Origin of the sequence: Streptomyces sp. NPDC006393, from assembly GCF_040628575.1 — a bacterium.
Lineage (GTDB): Bacteria > Actinomycetota > Actinomycetes > Streptomycetales > Streptomycetaceae > Streptomyces.
On sequence record NZ_JBEXZD010000131.1, the window covers coordinates 1 to 21,999 of the forward strand.

Consider the following 21,999-nt stretch of genomic DNA (forward strand, 5'->3'; position numbering starts at 1 on the left):
CCGGAGCACGGACGCGGCGGCCTTGCGGTCGGCGTCGATCTGGGCGTGGCCGGCGGCGACGATCTCCTCGCGCTGACGCTGGCCCTCGGCCCGCATCTCGGCGATGAGCGTGGCGCCCTGCTCCTGCGCCTCCTGGCGCAGGCGCGCGGCCTCGTGCCGGGCCTCGGCGAGCTGGGCCTTGTACTGCTCGAGGACGCTCTGGGCCTCGACCTTCATGGCCTCGGCCTCTTCGATACCGCCTTCGATCGCCGCGCGGCGCTCCTCCAGAACCTTGTTGATGTTCGGCAGGAGCTTCTTCCCGAGGAAGAAGAAGACGATGGCGAAGGTGACGAGGCCGATGACCAGCTCGGGGCCGGGCGGGATGAGAGGGTTCTGCTGCTCCTCCGCCGCCAGCTGCACCAGCTGCTGTGTCAGCTGCATGTCATCAGTGCCTTTCCCTGGTGGGGTGGGTCGTCCGCCGCGGTTTACTTGTAGGTGTAAACGAACGGCATGACGATGCCGATGAGGGCGAGCGCCTCACAGAAGGCGAAGCCCAGGATCTGGTTGGCACGGATCAGACCGGCGGCCTCGGGCTGGCGGGCGAGCGCCTGGGTGCCGTTGCCGAAGATGATGCCGATGCCGATGCCGGGACCGATGGCGGCGAGGCCGTAGCCGACGGAGGCGATGGAGCCGGTGACGGCGGCAAGGGTCTCAGTGGCAGCCATGCTGATTCTTCCTTCTCTTTCAAGGACCGGTGGGGGTTGGCCACCGGACGTCTGTGACGGGGCGGTGCGGGACGGTGGCTCAGTGGTGCTCGGCGAGAGCGCCCTGAACGTAGGAGCAGGCCAGGAGGACGAAGACGTACGCCTGGACGGCCTGGACGAAGAGCTCGAACAGGATCATGACCATGGCCATGACGAACGAGACGGCGCCGGCCGCGATCAGCCAGCTGTTCATCAGGTACCAGCTGGCGACGGTGAACATCACGAGCAGCAGGTGGCCGGCGAACATGTTGGCGAACAGTCGCACCGCGTGCGTGAACGGGCGGACCAGGACGTTCGAGAAGAACTCGATGACCACCACGAGCGGCAGCACCGCGCCGAGCGACTTGTCGTAGCCGGTGAGGTTCTTGAAACCGCCGGCGAAGCCGTGCTTCTTGAAGGTCAGGACCATCCAGGTCACGTAGACGATCGCGGCCATGGCGGCCGGGTAGGCGATGATCGACGTCACCGGGAACTGGGCGACCGGGATGATCGACCAAAGGTTCATGATCCAGACGAAGAAGAAGATCGAGACCATGAGCGGGACGTACTTCTCGCCCTCGCGCTTGCCGAGCGTCTCGTAGACGATGCCGCGGCGAACGAAGTCGTAGCCCGCCTCGCCGACCATCTGAAGCTTGCCGGGCACCACCTTGGCCTTGCTGAAGGCGGCCCAGAAGAAGCCGACCACGACCAGCGAGGTGATGATGGCGAGCAGCATCGGCTTGTCGAAGTCGTAGCCGCCGACCGTGAACATCGGCTTGAAGATGAAGGAGTGGAGGCCCGGCGACGGGAAGCCGCAGCCGTTTTCGGCGAAGACGCGGCAACTCCAGTCAAAGGCGAGCGTGGTCTGGTCAGCACTCACCGCGGGCTCCTTCGGCGTGGCGCATGGATACGGCAACCTCGTTGTGTCGGCGCGGCGGGCAGCCGCGGGTCGGCACCGGACTGGTGGTACGGATGTGGGGGCGGCCGGCGGGCATCGAGCCTCGCGATCGAGCAGGCGTCAGCTCAGATGCCCGCGCCCGCGATGCCGCAGTTGGCACCGGACGATAGCAGGAGATCACACACGTCTTTATCCCGGCCCTACCCCTCACGACGAGGACCCTGTCTTCTCGGACTTGTCGTGCTTCTCGGAGTCCGGTTCGACGTAGAAGATCTTGGACTTCAGGTGCGCGCGTGCCTGCGCGGCCATCCATACGACGGTCGCGGCGACGAGCGAGAACGCGAAGGCCTTGGCGCTGAAGAGCGTCGTGCCCTTGAAGACCGCCAAGAAGATCATGAGCAGCAGGAGTTGGGCGACGTAGAGCATGAGGCCCATGGCCTGGAAGAGCTGCGGCAGCGTCTTCGCCGTCCACTGCAGCACGTAGAGACCGATCCCCATGTACAGGATGGCCAGGGCTACGCCGACGACGGCCCCGATGGCGCCCTTCCCGCCGGCGACCGCGCCACTGACCGCCACCGCGACCACACCGACAGCTGCGGTGGGCACTGCGGTGTGCAGTAGGTTCCGGACGTCATTGGACGGCATGGCGGCAACTCCGCTTTCACAGGGGGCAGGGGTGTCGTCATGGACGAGCGTAGTCCCCGGTTCGGATGAGGATCCTCCACACCAAGGGCCCCTCGCACTCGGGTCCTTCGGTTGTATCCGGGGTTCTCGTGAACGGTATCACAAACTATTTGATGAGGTCTTTACCTGCTGGGTGTGCTGGCTGTCACACATGAGAGTGAAGCCGCCCGTCTGTGCAAAAAGCGGGCCAAGTTGTCTGATATTGGGGGTCTTTGTACTCCCACGAGATGGCAACGCTTTAGTCAGATTCTTACCTTGCGGCGTCAGCGCGACGTTCCCGCTCTGCGCCCGTCGAGGACGCGCGAACGGGGGCCCACGGCGGTCGCTCCGTTGACTCCGGCCACTCCGGCCACTCCGGCGGCGATCGGCGCGGAGGGCTCGCGAGCCGTCTCAGCCCCATGCGCCTCGGCGGCCTCGCATGCCTCAGCGGCCCCCTGCGCCTCCCGGACCGCGGCTCCGACCGCCGCCGGCGTCGCGGCGCCCGGGGCCATGGCCGCGCGACGGCCGGCCCGCCGGTAGCGCGGCGGCACGAACGCCTCCGCCCAGCGCGGGGTACGCGGCGTGAACCGCGGCAGCAGGAGCAGCACCAGCCCGATGAAGCTGAGGACGACGATCCCCAGCACGATCCACATCGACGCCGAGTTGACCGAGTAGGCCAGCGCGCCGAAGCCGATCAGGGCCGCCCAGAAGTACATGATCAGCACGGCGCGGCTGTGCGAGTGGCCGATCTGGAGCAGCCGGTGGTGCAGGTGACCGCGGTCCGCCGCGAACGGCGACTGGCCGCGCCAGGTGCGCCGCACCACCGCGAAGACGAAGTCCGAGGCCGGGATGGCGATGATCGTCAGCGGCAGCAGCAGCGGGATGTAGACCGGCACCATCTGGTGCACCGCGTTGCGCTCGGAGCCGGCGAACAGGTTCATCACGTCCGGGTCGACCTGCCCGGTCACCGAGATCGCGCCCGCCGCCAGCACCAGGCCGATCAGCATGGACCCCGAGTCGCCCATGAAGATCCGCGCGGGGTGCATGTTGTGCGGCAGGAAGCCCAGGCACATGCCCATCAGCACGGCCGCGAAGAGGGTCGCGGGGGCGGCGGCCTCGATGCCGTACGAGTACCAGATCCGGTAGGCGTACATGAAGAACGCCGCGGCCGCGATGCAGACCATGCCGGCGGCGAGCCCGTCCAGGCCGTCGACGAAGTTGACCGCGTTGATCGTGATCACGACCAGCGCCACCGTCAGCAGGGTGCCCTGCCACTGGGTGAGCGCCACCGTGCCGACACCGGGCACCGGCAGCCACAGGATCGTCAGACCCTGCATGACCATCACACCGGCCGCGATCATCTGGCCGCCCAGCTTGATCAGGGCGTCGATCTCGAACTTGTCGTCCAGGACACCGATCAGCCAGATCAGCGCGGCCCCGGAGAGCAGCGCGCGCGGCTCGTTCGACTTCTCGAAGACCTCGTTGAGGTTGGTGAGGTGGTCGGCGACCAGCAGGCCCGCGCACATGCCGAAGAACATCGCGATCCCGCCGAGCCGGGGGGTGGGTTCCCGGTGCACGTCACGTGCCCGGATCTCCGGCATCGCCCCCGCCACGATCGCGAACTTCCGCACCGGCCCGGTCAGCAGGTACGTCACCGCGGCCGTGATGCAGAGCGTCAGCAGGTATTCACGCACGGGCTTCCCCACAGGTCTCGCTGGCCATCTCAGCCCCACACCCTAGCGACGCGGGCATATGTATGGGGACTTCCGGGTAGCGACGATGGTTGCACGTGTGCCTGTGCACGGCTCCGGACGGGCCGTGCACGACCGTGCGCCTACCCCGCCCCGGCCGTCTCAGACGGGGTACGGCGGGAACCGCACGGTGAGTTCGCGCACGTCCTCACGGGCCCGCGCCGCGTCGAGCTCCCCGCGCAGCACCTTGCCGAAGAGTACGGCGATCCGCTGCATCTCCTCCTGTCCCATGCCCTGTGTGGTCACCGCGGCGGTGCCCAGGCGCAGCCCGCGGGCATCGCCGTGCGGCAGCGCGCAGCAGTCCAGCACCATCCCGGCGGCGGCCAGCCGCCCGCGCGCGGCGCGCCCGTCGATGCCGAGGGGCGCCGGGTCGGCGGTGATCAGATGGGTGTCGGTGCCGCCGGTGGTGATGTTCAGTCCCTCCACGGCCAGGTGCGCCGCCAGCACGCGCGCGTTGGCGACGACCTGGTGGGCGTAGGCGGCGAAGGCGGGAGTGGCCGCCTCGGCGAACGCCACGGCCTTCGCGGCGATGGTGTGCATCTGGGCGCCGCCCTGGGTGAACGGGAAGACGGCCCGGTCGACGCGCTCGGCCAGTTCGCTCCCGCACAGGATCATCCCGCCGCGTGGCCCGCGCAGCACCTTGTGGGTGGTGGCGCACACCACGTCGGCGTACGGGACGGGGCTGGGCGCCGCTCCCCCGGCGACCAGGCCTATCGGGTGCGCGGCGTCGGCGATCAGATAGGCGCCCACCTCGTCGGCGACCGACCGGAAGAAGGCGTAGTCGATGTGGCGCGGGTAGGCGATCGACCCGCACACGATCGCCTTGGGCCGGTGCGTGAGGGCCAGGGTGCGCACCTGGTCGTGGTCGATGAGTCCGGTCTCGGCGTCGACTCCGTAGCCGACGAAGTCGAACCAGCGCCCCGAGAAGTTCGCGGGCGAGCCGTGGGTGAGGTGACCGCCGTGGGGCAGCCCGAGCGCGAGCACGGTGTCCCCGGGGCGCAGCAGCGCCGCGTAGGCGGCGAGCACGGCGGACGACCCGGAGTGCGGCTGCACGTTGGCGTGGTCGGCGCCGAACAGCGTGCTGGCCCGCTCCACGGCGAGCCGTTCGGCCATGTCGACGATCTCGCAGCCGCCGTGGTGCCGGGCGGCCGGGTACCCCTCGGCGTACTTGTTCGCCAACGGGGAGCCGAGCGCGGCCAGCACCGCGGGCGAGGTGAAGTTCTCCGCCGCGATCAGCTGCAGGGTGGTCGTCTGCCGCTCCAGCTCCCCCAGCAGGATGTCGGCCACTGCGGGGTCCTGCCGCCGCAGGACATCGGCCTCGAGGGCAGGGATGACCGACATGGTGGTCTCCGGACGGTCGACGGTGACGTACGTCCAATGTAGGCCCGCCCCGGGCCCCGCGCTCGACCCGTTACCCCTCACGGGCCCCGCCACCCTCCCTACGGCCCACAGGACCCCTTCACGGGCCCCCCGGCCGGCACCCGCCCCGCCGTCATGCCGCCGCGGGCACCCAGCGGCGCAGCCGAGCCGACTCCCCCACACGCACCGCCATCGGTTCCGCGCCGAAACCCCGTCGGCCTCGGGCCGGGGCGGCTGCCCCGGCAGGGGCCGCGACCCACCGAAGGGCCCACCCCCAGCGCCCCTCGCAGAACTCGGCCCCGACGGGCCGCGCGAGACCCCACCGCCACCGAGCCACGGCAGCTCCCGCCGCCCCGGTCCCACACGGGCGCCTTGTCACGGCGGACGAGCCGGCGCGGCCGTACCCCCGCCACCGTCGGCTCCGCGCCGGAACCCCCGTCGGCCTCGGGCCGGGGGCGGGTGCCCGGCAGGGGCCGCGACCCACCGAAGGGCCCACCCCCAGCGCCCCTCGCAGAACTCGGACCCGACGGGCCGCGCGAGACCCCACCGCCACCGAGCCACGGCGGCTCCCGCCCCCTCGGTCACACCCGGGCGCCCCCGTCACGTCGGGCGAGCCGGCGGCCGTACCCCCGCCGCCGTCAGCTCCTCGCCGGAACCCCGTCGGCCTCACGTACGGGCGGGCACCCCCGTCAGGGCGGTGACGACCGGGTCCAGGGCCTCGTGTATCTCGTCGCCGATGGAGCGGAAGAAGGGCAGGGGGGCGCCGTAGGGGTCGTAGACCTCGTCGGCCTCGACGCTGGGGGCCAGGAGCCACCCGCGTAGAGCGGCGGCAGCGCGGACCAGGGCCCGTGCGCGTTCCACCACGCCGTCCTCCAGAGGAGGCAGCGTGGCCAGGTCTATCGCCTTCACCAGGCGGGTGAACTCCTTGAGCGTGAAGGTGCGCAGGCCGGCCGAGTGTCCCATGGAGATGACCTGGGCGCGGTGGTCGCGGGTCGCGGTCAGGACCAGGTCGGCCCGGATCACGTGCTCGTCCAGCAGTTCGCGGCCCACGAAGCCGGAGGCGTCCGCGCCGAAGTCCGCGAGGACCGTCTCGGCGTTGGTCTCCATGGGCGCGCCCTCGTGCCCCCAGGTGCCCGCGCTCTCCACGATGAGCCCGCCGCCGGCCGGGTCGCCGAGCCGGTCCGCCAGGAAATGGCGGGTCAGCCGCTCGGTGATGGGCGAGCGGCACACATTGCCGGTGCTGACGTGGAGGATGCGGAAGGTGTCGTGGGGCGGGCCGGGCTGCGCCGGGACCCCCGTCTCGTACTCCTCGCCTATGCCACGCCCCGCTTCAGGGGCCGTCAATTCGCCACCTCGAGGTCGGGTACGACCTTCCGCAGCTCCTCCGGCGACAGTGCGCCCTCACGGAGCAGCACGGGCACCTCGCGGGTGACGTCGACGATGGAGGACGGGACGTTGCCGGGGGTGGGGCCGCCGTCGAGGTAGACGGAGACGGAGTCGCCGAGCATCTCCTGCGCGGCGTCGCAGTTCTCCGGCGCGGGGTGGCCGGTGAGGTTCGCCGAGGACACGGCCATCGGGCCGACCTCGGTGAGCAGTTCGATCGCGACGGGGTGCAGGGGCATCCGGACGGCCACCGTGCCGCGGGTGTCGCCCAGGTCCCACTGGAGCGACGGCTGGTGCTTCGCGATCAGCGTCAGGGCGCCCGGCCAGAACGCGTCCACCAGCTCCCAGGCCATCTCGGAGAAGTTCGTGACCAGCCCGTGCAGCGTGTTCGGGGAGCCGATGAGGACGGGCGTGGGCATGGTGCGGCCCCGGCCCTTGGCGGCGAGCAGGTCGGCCACGGCCTCGGAGGAGAACGCGTCGGCGCCGATGCCGTACACGGTGTCGGTCGGCAGCACCACGAGTTCGCCCCGGCGGACGGCGGACGCGGCCTCGCGCAGACCCGTCACGCGGTCGGTCGCGTCGTTGGTGTCGTATCGCCGTGCCATTGTCAGCGGGCCTCCTCGTACACGTACTGCTGGCTTGAAGTCCTGGCGGGCGCGGTCACGGCAGCGCCTTGCGTGCGGTGGCGAAGCGCGGCCGCTTGTTGAGGTCGGGGTGGTCGGCCGCGTCCGCCCAGCCCCGCTCCTCGGTGAAGATCCACGGCACCTGGCCGCCCTGGGTGTCGGCGTGCTCGATCACGACGACCCCGCCGGGCCTCAGCAGCCGGTGCGCGGTGCGCTCGATGCCGCGGATCAGCTCCAGGCCGTCCTCACCCGAGAACAGCGCCATCTCGGGGTCGTAGTCGCGCGCTTCCGGGGCCACGTACTCCCATTCGGTGAGCGGGATGTACGGCGGGTTGGAGATGACGAGGTCGACCTGGCCGTCGAGGTCCGGGAAGGCGGTCAGGGCGTTGCCCTGGCGCAGGTCGACCCTGGACCCCTCCATGTTCTTGCGGGTCCACGTCAGCGCCTCCTCGCTCAGCTCCACGGCGTGCACGCGCGAGCGCGGCACCTCCTGGGCGAGAGCGAGCGCGATCGCGCCCGAGCCGGTGCACAGGTCGACGATGCACGGCTCCACCACGTCCATGGCGCGCACGGCGTCTATGGCCCAGCCCACCACCGACTCGGTCTCGGGCCGCGGCACGAACACGCCGGGCCCGACCTGGAGCTCCAGGTACCGGAAGTAGGCCCGCCCGGTGATGTGCTGGAGCGGCTCGCGCTGCTCGCGCCGGGCGACCACCTCCCAGTACCGGGCGTCGAAGTCGGCGTCCGGCACGGAGTGCAACTGGCTCCGCTTGACGCCGTGCACGAACGCGGCGAGTTCCTCGGCGTCGTTGCGCGGCGAGGGCACGCCGGCGTCGGCCAGCCGCTGGGTGGCCTGCGCCACCTCCGCGAGCAGCACGCTGCGGGGGCTTGGGGGTCGCCCCCCAAATTCTTGCTGCACGCTGGTCCTCCGTGCTTGGTACTCGTCCGTACGTTCCGTACGTTCGGTCCGTACGTGCCTTGCGGGCCTTGCGGGCCTTGCCGGTGCTCAGGCCGCCGCGAGCTTGGCGGCCGAGTCCGCGTCGACGCAGGCCTGGATCACCGCGTCGAGCTCGCCGTCCAGGACCTGGTCCAGGTTGTACGCCTTGAAGCCGACCCGGTGGTCCGAGATGCGGTTCTCCGGGAAGTTGTAGGTGCGGATCTTCTCGGAGCGGTCGACGGTGCGGACCTGGCTGCGGCGGGCGTCGGCGGCCTCCTTCTCCGCCTCCTCCTGCGCCATGGCGAGGAGCCTGGAGCGCAGGATACGCATCGCCTGCTCCTTGTTCTGAAGCTGGCTCTTCTCGTTCTGGCAGGAGGCGACGACACCGGTGGGCAGGTGCGTGATGCGCACCGCGGAGTCGGTGGTGTTCACGGACTGGCCGCCCGGCCCGGAGGACCGGTAGACGTCGATGCGCAGGTCGTTGGGGTTGATCTCGACGTCGACCTCCTCGGCCTCCGGCGTGACCAGCACACCGGCGGCGGAGGTGTGGATACGGCCCTGGGACTCGGTGGCCGGCACGCGCTGCACGCGGTGCACGCCGCCCTCGTACTTCAGCCGCGCCCACACGCCCTGGCCGGGCTCGGTCTGCCCGCGGGCCTTCACCGCGACCTGGACGTCCTTGTAGCCGCCCAGCTCGGACTCGGTGGCGTCGATGATCTCGGTCTTCCAGCCGACGCGCTCGGCGTAGCGCAGGTACATGCGCAGCAGGTCGCCGGCGAACAGCGCCGACTCGTCCCCGCCGGCACCCGCCTTGATCTCCAGGATGACGTCCTTGTCGTCGCTGGGGTCGCGCGGGATCAGCAGGAAGCGCAGCTTCTCGGTCAGCTCCTCGCGCCGCTGGTCCAGCTCCTTGACCTCGGCGGCGAAGTCGGGATCGTCGGCGGCCAGTTCGCGCGCGGTCTCCATGTCGTCGCCCGTCTGCTTCCAGGAGCGGTACGTGGCGACGATCGGGGTGAGCTCGGCGTACCGCTTGTTGAGCTTGCGCGCGTTGGCCTGGTCGGCGTGGACCGACGGGTCGGCGAGCTTCTTCTCCAGGTCGGCGTGCTCGACGACGAGCTCCTCGACGGCCTCGAACATCTTTCGGCTCCTGATACTGCGGGGGGTGGGGAAGGCGGGCGACCAAAAACGCCGGTCCCGGCGCACCCCTGGGAGGGGGCACGGCCGTGGACCGGCGAAAAGGGGCTCGCTACTTCTTGGAGCCGGCGGCAGCCTTGCCGAAGCGGGCCTCGAAGCGGGCCACACGGCCACCGGTGTCGAGGATCTTCTGCTTGCCCGTGTAGAACGGGTGGCACTCGGAGCAGACCTCGGCCCGGATGGTGCCGGACTCGATGGTGCTGCGGGTGGTGAACGACGCGCCGCAGGTGCAGCTGACCTGCGTCTCGACGTACGCGGGGTGGATGTCGCGCTTCAAGGTGTCTCCTAGGTTTCGGGAGGGCGCCGGGTCGCCGCCGCGGGGTGCGGGAGCGTGAACCGGAGCCGACGTACCAGTCTGCCAGGACTGGCGCCTTCTTCCCAAACCGGGGGGTGCGGTCGTTTGTTCCCGGCGGGGGCACCTGCTCGGGGGTGCCCGGTGGCCCAGCGCCCTCAGCCGCTCACCACGCCCTTCGCCTTGCCCGTGGCCGTTCCCTGAGTCGCGCTCGCCGGGATCGGCCGGTCGTTCTTCAGGGCGTCCCAGACCTGCTGGGCCTTGGACTCCTCGATGATCACGCGGTTGGGGTTCGTGGGGTCGTACTGGACCGGCATGGTGACCATGTTCATGTGGGAGGCGCTGATGCCCTTGAGGCCGTCGGCGAAGGAGATCAGGGAGTTCACCGAGCCGAGGTCGGAGTCGGTGGTGACCGCCTTGGTCGCGGTGTCGGCGAGGTCGTACAGCTTCTTGGGGTTGGTGAACAGGCCGACGTGCTTGACCTGGTCGACCAGGGCCTTGACGAAGGCCTGCTGGAGCTGGATGCGGCCCAGGTCGGAGCCGTCGCCGACGCCGTGCCGGGTGCGGACCAGGCCGAGGGCCTGCTGCCCGCTGAGCGTGTGCGTGCCCGCGTCGAGGTCCAGGTGGCTGTCGGGGTCGTGGATGGTCCTCGTCGTGGTCACCTGGACGCCGCCGAGCTCGTCGACGAGCTTCTGGAAGCCGCTGAAGTCGACCTCCAGGTAGTGGTCCATCCGGACCCCGGTGAGCGATTCGACGGTCTTGACGGCGCAGGTGGCGCCGCCGGTGGAGTACGCCTCGTTGAACATCACGCCGTGTGCGGCCGGGTGCGTGCCGCCCTTCGCGTCGGTGCACTCGGGGCGGTCCACGAGGGTGTCCCGCGGAATGGAGACCACGCCGGCCTTCTTGTGGCCCGCGTACACGTGCACGATCATCGCCGTGTCGGAGCGGGCGCTGCCGTCGTCGGTGCCGCCGCCCAGCTTCTTGTTGCCGCCGCTGCGCGTGTCCGAGCCCAGGACCAGGATGTTCTCGGAGCCGTTGTCGACCTTGCCGGGGCGGTGGGTGCCGAGGGCCTGGTTGATGTCGACCGTCTTGAGGTTGTCGTTGAGCCTGAAGTAGAGGTAGCCGGCACCGGTGCCGCCGAGCACGACGATCCCCGCGGCGGTCCAGGCCGTGGCCGTCAGCGCCCTGCGCCGCGTGGTGGGCGGCTTGCGGCGGCGGCCCTTGGCGGCCCGGCGGCGGGGGGTCGTGCTGTTCTTCCCGGGTATCCCCGGGCCCGGCGTGCTCTCGGCGGACATGCGCTCCTCGGCTCTCGTATCCGGTCGGTTACCCCCTGTTTTCAGGGTCAGGCCCCGGTCTGTCCTGGCTCGTGCCGTCCTCGGTGAGAAGGACCGGTACGCACCATCGTCGCTCGTACGGTCAGACGGGGGAACTCGGGCAAGGGTTGCACAGCCCCCTGTGCGGATCACGCCGGACTCCTGTGGCGAACCTCTCGCCGGCAGTCCCCGGGATGCTCACGGCCGCGCGGCCGTGAGCATGCCGAAGGGCCGCCCCCGTGACGGGAGCGGCCCTGAGTACGGACGCGGCGGTGCCGGCGGACGGGATCAGCCGAAGAGGTCGAAGGCTCCCCAGCCGGCGCCGACCTGGGCCCGGCTCTTGAACGTCGACGAGCCGGACACACCGGTGCCCTTGTAGATCCACATCACACCGGAGCCGTCCCGCGCCAGCAGGTCCGGCTTGCCGTCGCCGGTGTAGTCACCGGCGGTGGCGAAGGCGTTGTAGATGCTCCAGCCGCCCCCGACCTTGATCCGGGTGCCGAGGGCCGGCGAGGCCTTGCCGGTGCCCGGGTACAGCCACAGCACGCCGGAGCCGTCCCGCGCCAGCAGGTCGGGCTTGCCGTCGTTGTTGTAGTCGCCCTTGCCGGTGATGGTGTACGAGGACCAGCCGCCACCGATCTTGACGCGGGTGCCGAACGTCCCGTCGCCCTTGCCCGGGTAGAGCCACAGGACGCCGTCCTTGTCCTTGGCGACCAGGTCGGGCAGGGCGTCGCCGGAGAGGTCACCCGGAACCCGGATGTCCTTCATGACGTTCCAGCCCCCGCCGACGCGGATCGACTGGTAGCTGTCGGTCCCGTTGAACGCGAAGTCGTACAGGGTGCCGTCCGAGGTGCGGAACAGGTAGTCCTGGTAGAAGTCGCGGTTCAGGTCGGCCTGGCGCACCAGGCTCAGCCCGCCCCAGCCGGTGAGCGCGACGCGGTTGCCCAGGTAGGGCCACTGGTCCCCGAGCGAGTAGTACTCGTAGGCCGTGCCGTCGGACGCGCGCCGGGCGAACAGGTCCGCCAGACCGTCGAAGTCGAGGTCGGCGTCGTCGATGCGCGCGTTGACCGGGCCGACGTAGGAGCGGGTCTTGGCGAAGACGCTGTAGGCGCCCGTCTCGACGCAGTCCTTGACGCCCCACGACACGACACCGGCGATCCTGCCGTTGACCACGAGCGGGCCGCCCGAGTCGCCGTTGCACGGGGAGACCGTACCGGCGTCCTGGCCGGTGGCCGGGTTGCCGGCGCAGGCCATCTGGCCGGGCACGAAGTCGGATCCGTAGTAGGTGGTGCAGGTGGAGTCCGACCGCATCGGCACGGTCGCCTTCTTCAGCGTCAGCGACAGGTCGTCGCTGGTGGAGCTGGTGCGCCCCCAGCCGTACACCGTCGCCGGAGTGCCGTTGCCGTAGGAGGCGGTGTCGGAGCTCGACGTCAGCTGGAGCGTCTTGTACGGCAGCGCCTCGGTCAGGGTCAGCACCGCGAGGTCACCGCCCGCGGTGGTGGCCGGCTTGTACGTGGGGTTGACCCACTGCCGCCACACGCCGGCGACCCGGCCGCCGTGCAGGTCGTCGCCGTCCGGCAGCTGGCTGGTGCCGGCGAGGACGGCGCCGTTCTTCGCCCAGTCCAGGCCGTACACGCAGTGCGCGGCGGTCAGGACCTTCGTCGGGGCCACCAGGGTGCCGCCGCAGAAGTAGCCCTCGTCGTCGGAGGTGTCCGCGGTGCCCTTGTCGTCGTAGTAGTGCAGCTGCACCATCCACGGCGCCTCGGTGAGGGACGCGGCCGTACCGCCGATGATCTTCGGGTCGACGGTGCCGGACGAGGCCGTCGGACTCGTGCCGGCCGTCGGCTCCGTGGTGGGAGCGGCGGCCGTGTCGTCCTTCAGCGCGGTCTCCGAGCCGTGGATCCGCGCCAGCAGCTCGGCCTGGGAGGCGCTGGGCCTCTCGGTGACGGCCGGCCTGGGCGGGACGGGAGTTCCGCCGGATGCCTGGGCGGGAGCGGCCGCGAGGACCGCGCCTCCCAGGGCGAGCGCGGCGGCAGCCGCGGGGAGACCCAGATGGGGTCTCCGGGAAATAGATGCCACTCAGTTCTCCTGTCGGCATGGATTGCTCGCGGGGAGGAGAACCCAGCGGACGCGGAACTGACGAAGGCAGCACCGACCAGCCCCCCATGGGCGTATCCGAAAATACGTTCCCCCCCACTTCGGTGCGCCGATCCTACAAGCAAGAAGTCCCGCCCCATCACGCAGGTGACGGGGCGGGACTTCTTCGGCAGCGTCGCGGACGGCCGGCCGTGAACCGGTGGCTCAGTCGCCGTTGCCGGGGGCCGGGGTCGTCTTCTGGATCTGCATCAGGAACTCGACGTTCGACTTGGTCTGCTTCATCTTGTCGAGCAGCAGCTCGATCGCCTGCTGCTGGTCGAGCGCGTGCAGCACCCGGCGCAGCTTCCAGACGATGGACAGCTCCTCGTTGCCGAGCAGGATCTCTTCCTTACGGGTACCGGACGCGTCCACGTCCACCGCCGGGAAGATGCGCTTGTCGGCGAGCTTCCGGTCGAGCTTGAGCTCCATGTTGCCGGTGCCCTTGAACTCCTCGAAGATCACCTCGTCCATGCGGGACCCGGTGTCCACCAGCGCGGTGGCGAGGATGGTCAGCGAGCCGCCGTCCTCGATGTTGCGGGCCGCACCGAAGAAGCGCTTCGGCGGGTACAGGGCGGTGGAGTCGACACCACCGGACAGGATGCGGCCCGAGGCCGGGGCGGCCAGGTTGTAGGCGCGGCCCAGACGGGTGATCGAGTCCAGCAGGACGACCACGTCGTGACCCAGCTCGACGAGACGCTTGGCGCGCTCGATGGCCAGCTCGGCGACCGTGGTGTGGTCCTCGGCCGGGCGGTCGAAGGTCGAGGAGATGACCTCGCCCTTGACCGACCGCTGCATGTCGGTGACCTCTTCCGGACGCTCGTCGACGAGGACGACCATCAGGTGGCACTCGGGGTTGTTGTGGGTGATCGCGTTGGCGATCGCCTGCATGATCATGGTCTTGCCGGTCTTCGGCGGGGCCACGATCAGACCGCGCTGGCCCTTGCCGATCGGCGACACCAGGTCGATGATGCGGGTGGTCAGCACGCCCGGGTCGGTCTCCAGGCGGAGCCGGTCCTGCGGGTAGAGCGGGGTCAGCTTGTTGAACTCCGGGCGGCCACGGCCGTGTTCGGGCGCCATGCCGTTGACGGAGTCCAGGCGGACCAGCGCGTTGAACTTCTCGCGGCGCTCGCCCTCCTTCGGCTGGCGCACGGCACCGGTGATGTGGTCACCCTTGCGCAGGCCGTTCTTGCGGACCTGGGCGAGGGAGACGTACACGTCGTTCGGGCCGGGCAGGTAGCCGGAGGTCCGGATGAACGCGTAGTTGTCGAGGATGTCCAGGATGCCCGCGACCGGGATCAGGACGTCGTCCTCGGCGAGCTGCGGCTCGGCGATCTCGTCGCGGCCCCGGCGGCCACGGCGGTCGCGGTAGCGGCCGCGACGGCCCCGGCGGCCACCCTCGAAGTCGTCGTCGTCCTGCTGGCGGTCCTGACGGCCGCCGCCCTGCTGCTGGCCCTGCTGCTGACCGCGCTGGCCGCCCTGCTGGTCGTCGCCCTTACGGCGGTCACGGTCGCCGCGGTCCCGGTCCCGGTCGCGGTCACGGCCGCGCTCACGGCGGTCCCGGCGGCGGCCCTCGCCGCCCTCACCGGCGTCGCCCTTGGCCTCGCCCTGCTGACCCTGCTGCTGCGACTGCTGGGCGGCCTGCTGCGACTGCGCGGGGGTCTCGGCCTTCGGCTCGCTCTTGGCCTCGGCGGCGACGGTCTCGGCGCTGCCCGCCGGGCTGCCCGCCTCGGCGGTGGCACGGCGCCGGCGGCGCTCCACCGGAGCATCATCGCTGGCCGGCTGGCCGGGGATCTCGATCTGCTGCTGGGCCACGGCCTTCTCGGCGGGGGCCTCGGCCGCCTTCTTCTCCGCGGCGGGGGCCTCCTCACCCGTACGGGCCCGGGAGGTGGCACGGCGCTTCGGCTTGGCCTCGGCGGCGGCGTCGGCCTTCGCGGGGGCAGCGCCCCCAGCCGCCTGCGCCTCCTTGATGACCTCGATCAGCTGGCTCTTGCGCATGCGCGCGGTGCCCCTGATACCGAGGCCCGAGGCGACCTGCTGCAGCTCGGCCAGCACCATGCCCTCGAGGCCGGTACCGCGGCGCCGCCGGGAGCCCGCACCGGTGGCAGGCGCGGAGGCGTCCGTGGCGGGCGCGGCAGCGGTCTCCTCGACACGTGCGCCCATCAGATCGGTGGTGTCGCTCACGAAGGGTCCTTCCCTGGAGCGGACGTCGGCCTGTCTGGCTCGGCGACCGGTTGTGCTGTCCGGCTTCGGTCCTTGCTGTGTGGACCGTGCCGGGGCGGTGGTCCGCCAAAGCGGCGGAAGAGATATCTGGTGATTGGCGCTTCCACGAGCTGTGGCACCGAGTGTCACTGTGTCACGTGGTGGTCGCGCCGATTCCGGAGCGTGCCCTGTGAACCGCTCAGCGTCCGCGTACGACGTACTGCCCAGATACGGCGTTCGGAACGCAGAGTGCCTTGGGGAGCTCCCGGAAGAATGTTGGTCCCGGACGGGGACACTAAGCACCTCGCCATGGTGGGGTCGGGTGCAGACTTGAGGTTAACACTACCGGATCCAACAAACATTCCCCCTCTCACAATCCGGCAATCGCGTGTCAGCCCGACAGCGGCAGCACGCTCGCTCCCTGCGTGTCCAGGCTCAGCCGGTTCGCCGCCCATTCGGCGCCGGCCAGCTGTTCCACCTTGTCGGCGGTGTCCGCGTCGGCCAGGGCCATCACCGTGGGCCCGGCACCGGAGATGACCGCGGGGATGCCGTCGGCGCGCAGCCGCTCCACCAGCGCGGCGCTCTCCGGCATGGCCGGGGCGCGGTACTCCTGGTGGAGTCGGTCCTCGGTGGCGGGCAGCAGCAGCTCGGGGCGCCGGGTGAGGGCCTCGACGAGCAGCGCGGCACGGCCCGCGTTGACGGCCGCGTCGACGTGCGGCACGGTGCGCGGGAGCAGTCCCCGCGCGGTTTCGGTCAGCACCGGCTTTCCGGGCACGAAAACCACCGGAACGATGGAATCGCAGGGCTCCATCCTGATCGCCCGGGCGGCGCCGGCCTCCATCCAGGACAGGGTGAAACCGCCGAGCAGGCAGGCCGCCACGTTGTCCGGGTGGCCCTCGATCTCGGTGGCCAGCTCCAGCAGCGCGGTGTCGTCGAGCCTGGCCTCGCCGCCTATGGTCACGGCGCGGGCGGCGACGATGCCGGCGCAGATGGCGGCGGAGGAGGAGCCGAGGCCACGGCCGTGCGGAATGCGGTTCGCACAGACGATCTCCAGGCCGCGCGGCTGCCCGCCGAGGACGTCGAAGGCGGTGCGCAGGGAGCGTACGAGCAGGTGTTTCTCGTCGCGCGGCAGCGTCTCGCTGCCCTCGCCCGCGATGTCGATGTGCAGCCCGGAGTCGGCCACCCTGACGACGACGTCGTCGTAGAGCCCCAGCGCGAGGCCGAGGGCGTCGAAGCCCGGGCCGAGGTTGGCGCTGGTGGCGGGGACGCGCACCCGGACGGCGGCGGCGCGGAACGCTGGACCGGCCATCGCTCGTTGACTCTCCTTGAGCTGCGTGATGGTCGAGTGGCATTCGACCGACATTCGACACGTACGTGAGGACCCTCGGGCCGTGGAGACGGCGCGGCACCGCCCCATGCGAGGGCATATGCGGCGGGCGGGTTACCTACAGCCTATCGAAGGAAGGTTCAGTGGCGACATAGGGCGCACAGGAGGCGCACGATGCGTGTCGTAAGCCCCTTGTGCACCCTCACCGGGGGTCCTGGGATTCCTTGCGTTGGAAGCCGGACGGGGCGTCCCCAGGCGTGAGCGATCGAGGCCGTGACCGCGGCGGAACGGGGGCGGATGGCACGGGATGCCCGGTCAGCCTCTGCCACCGAGCGGAAGGTGGGTGGGCGGGCGGGTGCCCCGTACGGGGTCCCGCCCTGCTCCCTCCGCTCCCCCGGCCCCCTCCGCCGCCAGGTCAGGCGAGGCCCAGGCGCTCCGCGGCCGTGGCCGCGTCGACCGGGACGGTGACCGGCTGCGGGGCGCCCGCGACGGCCCAGTCGGGGTCCTTGAGGCCGTTGCCGGTGACGGTGCACACGATCCGCTGCCCCGGGTCCACCTTGCCCTGCTCGGCGGCCTTCAGCAGACCGGCGACGGACGCGGCGGACGCCGGCTCGACGAAGACGCCCTCCTGCGCGGCCAACAGGCGGTAGGCGCGCAGGATCTCACGGTCCGTCACCTCGTCGATGGCACCGCCGGACTCGTCGCGCGCGGCCAGCGCGTACTGCCAGGAGGCGGGGTTGCCGATCCGGATCGCGGTGGCGATGGTCGAGGGGTCCTTGACGATCTCGCCGCGCACGATCGGAGCGCTGCCGGAGGCCTGGAAGCCCCACATGCGGGGGGTCTTCGTGGAGACGCCGTCGGCGGCGTACTCCTTGTAACCCTTCCAGTAGGCGGTGATGTTGCCCGCGTTGCCGACCGGCAGGACGTGGATGTCGGGTGCGTCGCCGAGCATGTCGACGATCTCGAAGGCGGCCGTCTTCTGCCCCTCGATACGCACCGGATTGACCGAATTGACCAGCGCCACGGGGTAGTTGTCGCTGAGCGCGCGGGCGAGGGTCAGACAGTCGTCGAAGTTGCCGTCGACCTGGAGGATCTTGGCGCCGTGCACGAGCGCCTGGCCCATCTTGCCGAGGGCGATCTTGCCCTGCGGCACGAGCACGGCGGAGACCATCCCGGCCCGCACCGCGTAGGCGGCCGCGCTGGCGGAGGTGTTGCCGGTGGAGGCGCAGATGACCGCCTTGGCGCCCTCCTCCTTCGCCTTGCTGATGGCCATGGTCATGCCGCGGTCCTTGAAGGACCCCGTCGGGTTCGCGCCCTCGACCTTGAGGTGGACCTCGCAGCCGGTGCGCTCGGAGAGCACCTGCGCGGGCACGAGGGGCGTACCCCCCTCGCGGAGCGTCACGACCGGCGTGCTGTCGGACACCGGCAGCCGGTCCCGGTACTCCTCGATGATTCCGCGCCACTGGTGGGTCATTGCTGGTTACTCTCCTTCAACCCGCATGATGCTGGCGACACCGCGGACGGTGTCGAGCTTGCGCAGCGCCTCGACGGTCCCGGTGAGGGCCGCGTCGGAAGCACGGTGGGTGACGACGACGAGAGAGGCCTCGCCGTCCTTGCCCTGCTGGCGCACCGTGTCGATCGACACGCCGTGCTCGGCGAACACGGTGGCGACCTGGGCGAGGACGCCCGGTTTGTCGGCGACGTCCAGACTGATGTGGTAGCGCGTGACGACGTCGCCCATGGGCGACACGGGCAGCGCGGCGTACGCGGACTCGCCGGGCCCGGTGGCCCCGCTCAGCCGGTTGCGGCAGACGGCGACCAGGTCGCCGAGGACGGCGGAGGCGGTGGGCGAGCCGCCGGCGCCGGGACCGTAGAACATGAGCTGCCCGGCGGCGTCCGACTCGACGAACACGGCGTTGTACGCGCCGCGCACCGAGGCCAGCGGATGGCTGAGCGGGATCATCGCGGGGTGCACGCGCGCGGTGACGGAGGCGCCGTCGGCCGCCCGCTCACAGATGGCGAGCAGTTTGATGGTGCAGCCCATCTCCTTGGCGGAGGCGAAGTCGGCGGCGGTGACCTCGGTCATGCCCTCGCGGTAGACGTCGTCGAGCCGTACGCGCGTGTGGAAGGCGATCCCGGCGAGGATGGCGGCCTTGGCGGCGGCGTCGAACCCCTCGACGTCGGCGGTCGGGTCGGCCTCGGCGTACCCGAGGGCGGTGGCCTCGTCGAGGGCTTCCTGATACCCCGCTCCCGTGGAGTCCATCTTGTCGAGGATGAAGTTGGTGGTCCCGTTGACGATGCCCAGCACCCGGTTGACCTTGTCCCCGGCGAGGGACTCGCGCAGCGGCCGGATCAGCGGGATGGCGCCGGCGACGGCGGCCTCGTAGTACAGGTCCTTGCCGTGCTCGTCGGCGGCGGCGTGCAGGGCGGCGCCGTCCTGGGCGAGGAGCGCCTTGTTGGCGGAGACGACGGAGGCGCCGTGTTCGAAGGCGGTGGTGATGAGGGTCCGCGCGGGCTCGATCCCGCCGATGACCTCGACGACGACGTCGAGGTCGCCGCGTTTGACGAGGGCGGTGGCGTCGGTGGTGATGAGGTCCGGGTCGATGCCCTCACGGACCTTGGAGGGCCGCCGCACGGCCACCCCGGCGAGTTCGACCGGGGCGCCGATGCGGGCGGCGAGGTCGTCGGCGTGCGTCGTCATGATGCGCGCCACCTCTGAGCCGACAACCCCACAGCCCAGCAGCGCCACCTTCAGCGGACGCGTACGCATCATCCGACCTCGTTTCCTCATACCGTCTACGGTTGGACCAGTCTCACTCACCGGACCGGAGTTTCTGCCAATTGTCCGGATCCTGAGACGTTTATTTCATTTTCGTCGGGCCGGGAGACCGGAGATCTTCCGGCCCGAAGCCTTCTGCTCGTGAGCCGACATCGCTCGTCACTCACCCGACGCCGAGACGGACCTCACCCGACGTCGAGACGGAGAAGGTCCTCCTCCGTCTCCCGGCGGACGATCACGCGGGCCTCGCCGTCGGACACGGCGACCACCGGCGGGCGCAGCACGTGGTTGTAGTTGCTGGCCATGGACCGGCAGTAGGCGCCGGTGGCGGCCACGGCGACGAGATCGCCGGGAGCGAGGTCGGCCGGCAGGAAGGCGTCCTTGACCACGATGTCCCCGCTCTCGCAGTGCTTGCCGACGACACGGACGAGCATGGGCTCGGCGTCGGAGGTGCGGGAGACGAGCGCGACGGTGTACTCGGCGTCGTAGAGCGCGGTGCGGATGTTGTCGGACATGCCGCCGTCCACGGAGACGTACGTACGCAGCCCCTCGAGCGGCTTGATGGTGCCGACCTCGTAGAGCGTGAAGGCCGTCGGGCCGACGATGGCACGCCCGGGCTCGACGGAGATGCGCGGCGTGCGCAGCTTGGCGGCCTCGCACTCGCGCGTGACGATCTCGGTCAGCGCCTTGGCGATCTCGTGCGGCTCGCGCGGGTCGTCGTCACTGGTGTACGCGATCCCGAGCCCGCCCCCGAGGTCGATCTCGGGCAGCTCGACGCCGTGCTCGTCACGGACCTCCCTGAGCAGCCCGACGACGCGGTGAGCGGCGACCTCGAAGCCCGACATGTCGAAGATCTGGGACCCGATGTGGCTGTGGATGCCGATCAGCTCGAGCCCGTCGAGCCGGAGGGCGCGCCGTACGGCCTCGGCGGCCTGCCCGCCGGCGAGCGGGATGCCGAACTTCTGGTCCTCGTGGGCGGTGGCGATGAACTCGTGGGTGTGCGCCTCGACACCGACGGTGATCCGGATCTGGACCTTCTGCCGCTTCCCGAGCGACTGCGCGATGTGCGCGACCCGGACGATCTCCTGGAAGGAGTCGAGCACGATCCGCCCGACCCCGGCCTCGACGGCCCGCCGGATCTCGTCCGCGGACTTGTTGTTGCCGTGGAAGGCGATGCGCTCCGCCGGCATCCCGGCGGAGAGCGCGGTGGCCAGCTCCGTCCCGGAGCAGACGTCGAGATTGAGCCCTTCCTCGTCCAGCCACCGCACGACGGCACGGGACAGGAACGCCTTCCCGGCGTAGAAGACGTCGGCGTCGTGCCCGAAGGCGCCGCGCCAGGCCCGGGCCCGGGCGCGGAAGTCGGCCTCGTCGAGGACGTAGGCGGGGGTGCCGAACTCCTCGGCGAGCCGGGTGACGGGAATCCCGCCGACGGTCACGACACCGTCGGCGTCCCGTCCCACGGTCTGTGCCCAGACCTTGGGATCGAGGCTGTTGAGGTCGGCGGGCGGCGCCGAGTAGTGCCCCTCGGGCAGGACATCGGCGTGACGGGGCCCGGCGGGGTGTGCGGAACGGCTCATGTCGGTTACGTCTCTCTGGGTTCTCTCAGAGGTGGTCGGGTGCGTCGATGCCGAGCAGGGACAGGCCACCGGCCAGCACCGTCCCGGCGGCTTCGGCGAGGGCGAGCCGGGCACGGTGGGCGGCCGAGGGTTTCTCCTCGCCGAGCGGCAGTACGGCGGGCAGGAGGGGCAGCACGGCATCGGCGACGGTGACGAGGTGCCGGGCGAGACGATCGGGCGCGCGGTGCGCGGCGGCCTGGGCGAGGACACGGGGATGATCGCCGAGGGCGGTGAGCAGCGGACGGACGGCTGTGGGGTCCGTGGAGGCCGACACCTCGGGATCGGGCCGGAACCCGAGATCGGCGGCGTTGCGGCGCAGGGCCCGGGTGCGGGCGTGCGCGTACCGGACGCGGAAGAGAGGGTTGCTCTCACGCTGGACGAGGTGCCGGCCGTCGACCTGGACCCGGTCGTGCCCCGCGGGATGCAGCAGGGCCCACCGCCCGGCGTCACGCCCGAGGGCGAGGATCTCGGGGCAGCGGGAGAGGGGAACGGGAACGGGCCGGATGGTCGCCTGAGCCCCGGAGGCGTCGAAGGGGCCGAAGGGGCCAAAGGGGCCGAAGGCCTCGACACGCACCCCGAGCAGGGACGCCCACTCCGGCGGGGGCGAACCGTCACAGCCGATACGAACGTCGTCGTGCCCCTGGGCCCGAAACAACCGGGCAACGACGTCAGCCACGACCACGGCACGGACATCACAGGGACAGTGCAGCTGAACGCTCCGCCCGGACCCCTGCTCGACGTGGCCGAAGCGGGCACCGCACTCCAGCACCTCGGCGACGAGACGACCGAAGCCGCCGGCCGAGTCAC

The 21,999-nt window shown here is 70.8% G+C and carries 19 protein-coding genes; all 19 read right to left on the minus strand.

The features are described from left to right. On the minus strand, positions 1 to 414 hold a 414-nt coding region (locus ABZ484_RS33935; RefSeq protein WP_358869813.1), incomplete at its 3' end, for a F0F1 ATP synthase subunit B. Between the two features lie 50 nt (positions 415 to 464). Next, positions 465 to 704: an ATP synthase F0 subunit C gene (atpE, locus tag ABZ484_RS33940; RefSeq protein ID WP_018571456.1), complete on the minus strand. Its 240-nt coding sequence runs from the start codon at positions 702 to 704 to the stop codon at positions 465 to 467. 79 nt (positions 705 to 783) lie between these two features. Next, on the minus strand, positions 784 to 1,602 hold the full coding sequence (gene atpB, locus ABZ484_RS33945) for a F0F1 ATP synthase subunit A (protein ID WP_358869799.1): 819 nt from the start codon (positions 1,600 to 1,602) through the stop codon (positions 784 to 786). Between the two features lie 225 nt (positions 1,603 to 1,827). Next, positions 1,828 to 2,265, minus strand: a complete 438-nt coding sequence (locus ABZ484_RS33950; protein ID WP_358869800.1) for a hypothetical protein — start codon at positions 2,263 to 2,265, stop codon at positions 1,828 to 1,830. A gap of 302 nt (positions 2,266 to 2,567) precedes the next feature. After that, complete coding sequence (locus tag ABZ484_RS33955; protein WP_358869801.1) at positions 2,568 to 3,977, minus strand: MraY family glycosyltransferase; 1,410 nt, start codon at positions 3,975 to 3,977, stop codon at positions 2,568 to 2,570. A 159-nt stretch (positions 3,978 to 4,136) separates the two neighbouring features. Beyond that, positions 4,137 to 5,375 (minus strand): serine hydroxymethyltransferase, encoded by a 1,239-nt coding sequence (glyA, locus tag ABZ484_RS33960; RefSeq protein ID WP_358869802.1) that lies wholly within the window; start codon positions 5,373 to 5,375, stop codon positions 4,137 to 4,139. A gap of 684 nt (positions 5,376 to 6,059) precedes the next feature. Continuing rightward, positions 6,060 to 6,737 (minus strand): protein-tyrosine-phosphatase, encoded by a 678-nt coding sequence (locus ABZ484_RS33965; RefSeq protein ID WP_358869803.1) that lies wholly within the window; start codon positions 6,735 to 6,737, stop codon positions 6,060 to 6,062. Next, positions 6,734 to 7,381 (minus strand): L-threonylcarbamoyladenylate synthase, encoded by a 648-nt coding sequence (locus tag ABZ484_RS33970; protein WP_306191898.1) that lies wholly within the window; start codon positions 7,379 to 7,381, stop codon positions 6,734 to 6,736. The genes ABZ484_RS33965 and ABZ484_RS33970 overlap by 4 nt, the downstream gene beginning before the upstream one ends. 55 nt (positions 7,382 to 7,436) lie before the next feature. Next, the gene (gene prmC / locus ABZ484_RS33975) at positions 7,437 to 8,276 is read right to left on the minus strand and encodes a peptide chain release factor N(5)-glutamine methyltransferase (RefSeq protein ID WP_358869804.1); all 840 of its coding nucleotides are present in this window, start codon (positions 8,274 to 8,276) and stop codon (positions 7,437 to 7,439) included. A gap of 129 nt (positions 8,277 to 8,405) precedes the next feature. Beyond that, positions 8,406 to 9,473: a peptide chain release factor 1 gene (prfA, locus tag ABZ484_RS33980; RefSeq protein ID WP_358869805.1), complete on the minus strand. Its 1,068-nt coding sequence runs from the start codon at positions 9,471 to 9,473 to the stop codon at positions 8,406 to 8,408. A 109-nt stretch (positions 9,474 to 9,582) separates the two neighbouring features. Beyond that, positions 9,583 to 9,807 carry a 50S ribosomal protein L31 gene (rpmE, locus tag ABZ484_RS33985; protein ID WP_014675000.1) on the minus strand — a complete coding sequence of 75 codons (225 nt, stop codon included), beginning with the start codon at positions 9,805 to 9,807 and terminating at the stop codon, positions 9,583 to 9,585. 173 nt (positions 9,808 to 9,980) lie between these two features. Then, positions 9,981 to 11,117, minus strand: a complete 1,137-nt coding sequence (locus ABZ484_RS33990; RefSeq protein ID WP_358869806.1) for an LCP family protein — start codon at positions 11,115 to 11,117, stop codon at positions 9,981 to 9,983. 306 nt (positions 11,118 to 11,423) lie between these two features. Then, a complete protein-coding gene (locus tag ABZ484_RS33995) occupies positions 11,424 to 13,214 on the minus strand; it encodes a trypsin-like serine protease (RefSeq protein WP_358869807.1) in 1,791 nt (596 codons plus the stop codon). Positions 13,215 to 13,436: 222 nt separating this feature from the next. After that, positions 13,437 to 15,452 carry a transcription termination factor Rho gene (rho, locus tag ABZ484_RS34000; RefSeq protein ID WP_358869808.1) on the minus strand — a complete coding sequence of 672 codons (2,016 nt, stop codon included), beginning with the start codon at positions 15,450 to 15,452 and terminating at the stop codon, positions 13,437 to 13,439. Between the two features lie 409 nt (positions 15,453 to 15,861). After that, positions 15,862 to 16,779, minus strand: coding sequence for a homoserine kinase (gene thrB / locus ABZ484_RS34005; RefSeq protein WP_358869809.1), 918 nt, complete (start codon positions 16,777 to 16,779; stop codon positions 15,862 to 15,864). A 433-nt stretch (positions 16,780 to 17,212) separates the two neighbouring features. Next, positions 17,213 to 18,271, minus strand: coding sequence for a threonine synthase (gene thrC, locus ABZ484_RS34010; RefSeq protein ID WP_358869810.1), 1,059 nt, complete (start codon positions 18,269 to 18,271; stop codon positions 17,213 to 17,215). A 6-nt stretch (positions 18,272 to 18,277) separates the two neighbouring features. Further along, positions 18,278 to 19,570 carry a homoserine dehydrogenase gene (locus ABZ484_RS34015; protein ID WP_030170264.1) on the minus strand — a complete coding sequence of 431 codons (1,293 nt, stop codon included), beginning with the start codon at positions 19,568 to 19,570 and terminating at the stop codon, positions 18,278 to 18,280. 191 nt (positions 19,571 to 19,761) lie between these two features. After that, positions 19,762 to 21,153, minus strand: a complete 1,392-nt coding sequence (lysA, locus tag ABZ484_RS34020; RefSeq protein WP_358869811.1) for a diaminopimelate decarboxylase — start codon at positions 21,151 to 21,153, stop codon at positions 19,762 to 19,764. Between the two features lie 25 nt (positions 21,154 to 21,178). After that, on the minus strand, positions 21,179 to 21,999 hold an 821-nt coding region (locus ABZ484_RS34025; RefSeq protein WP_358869812.1), incomplete at its 5' end, for a DALR anticodon-binding domain-containing protein.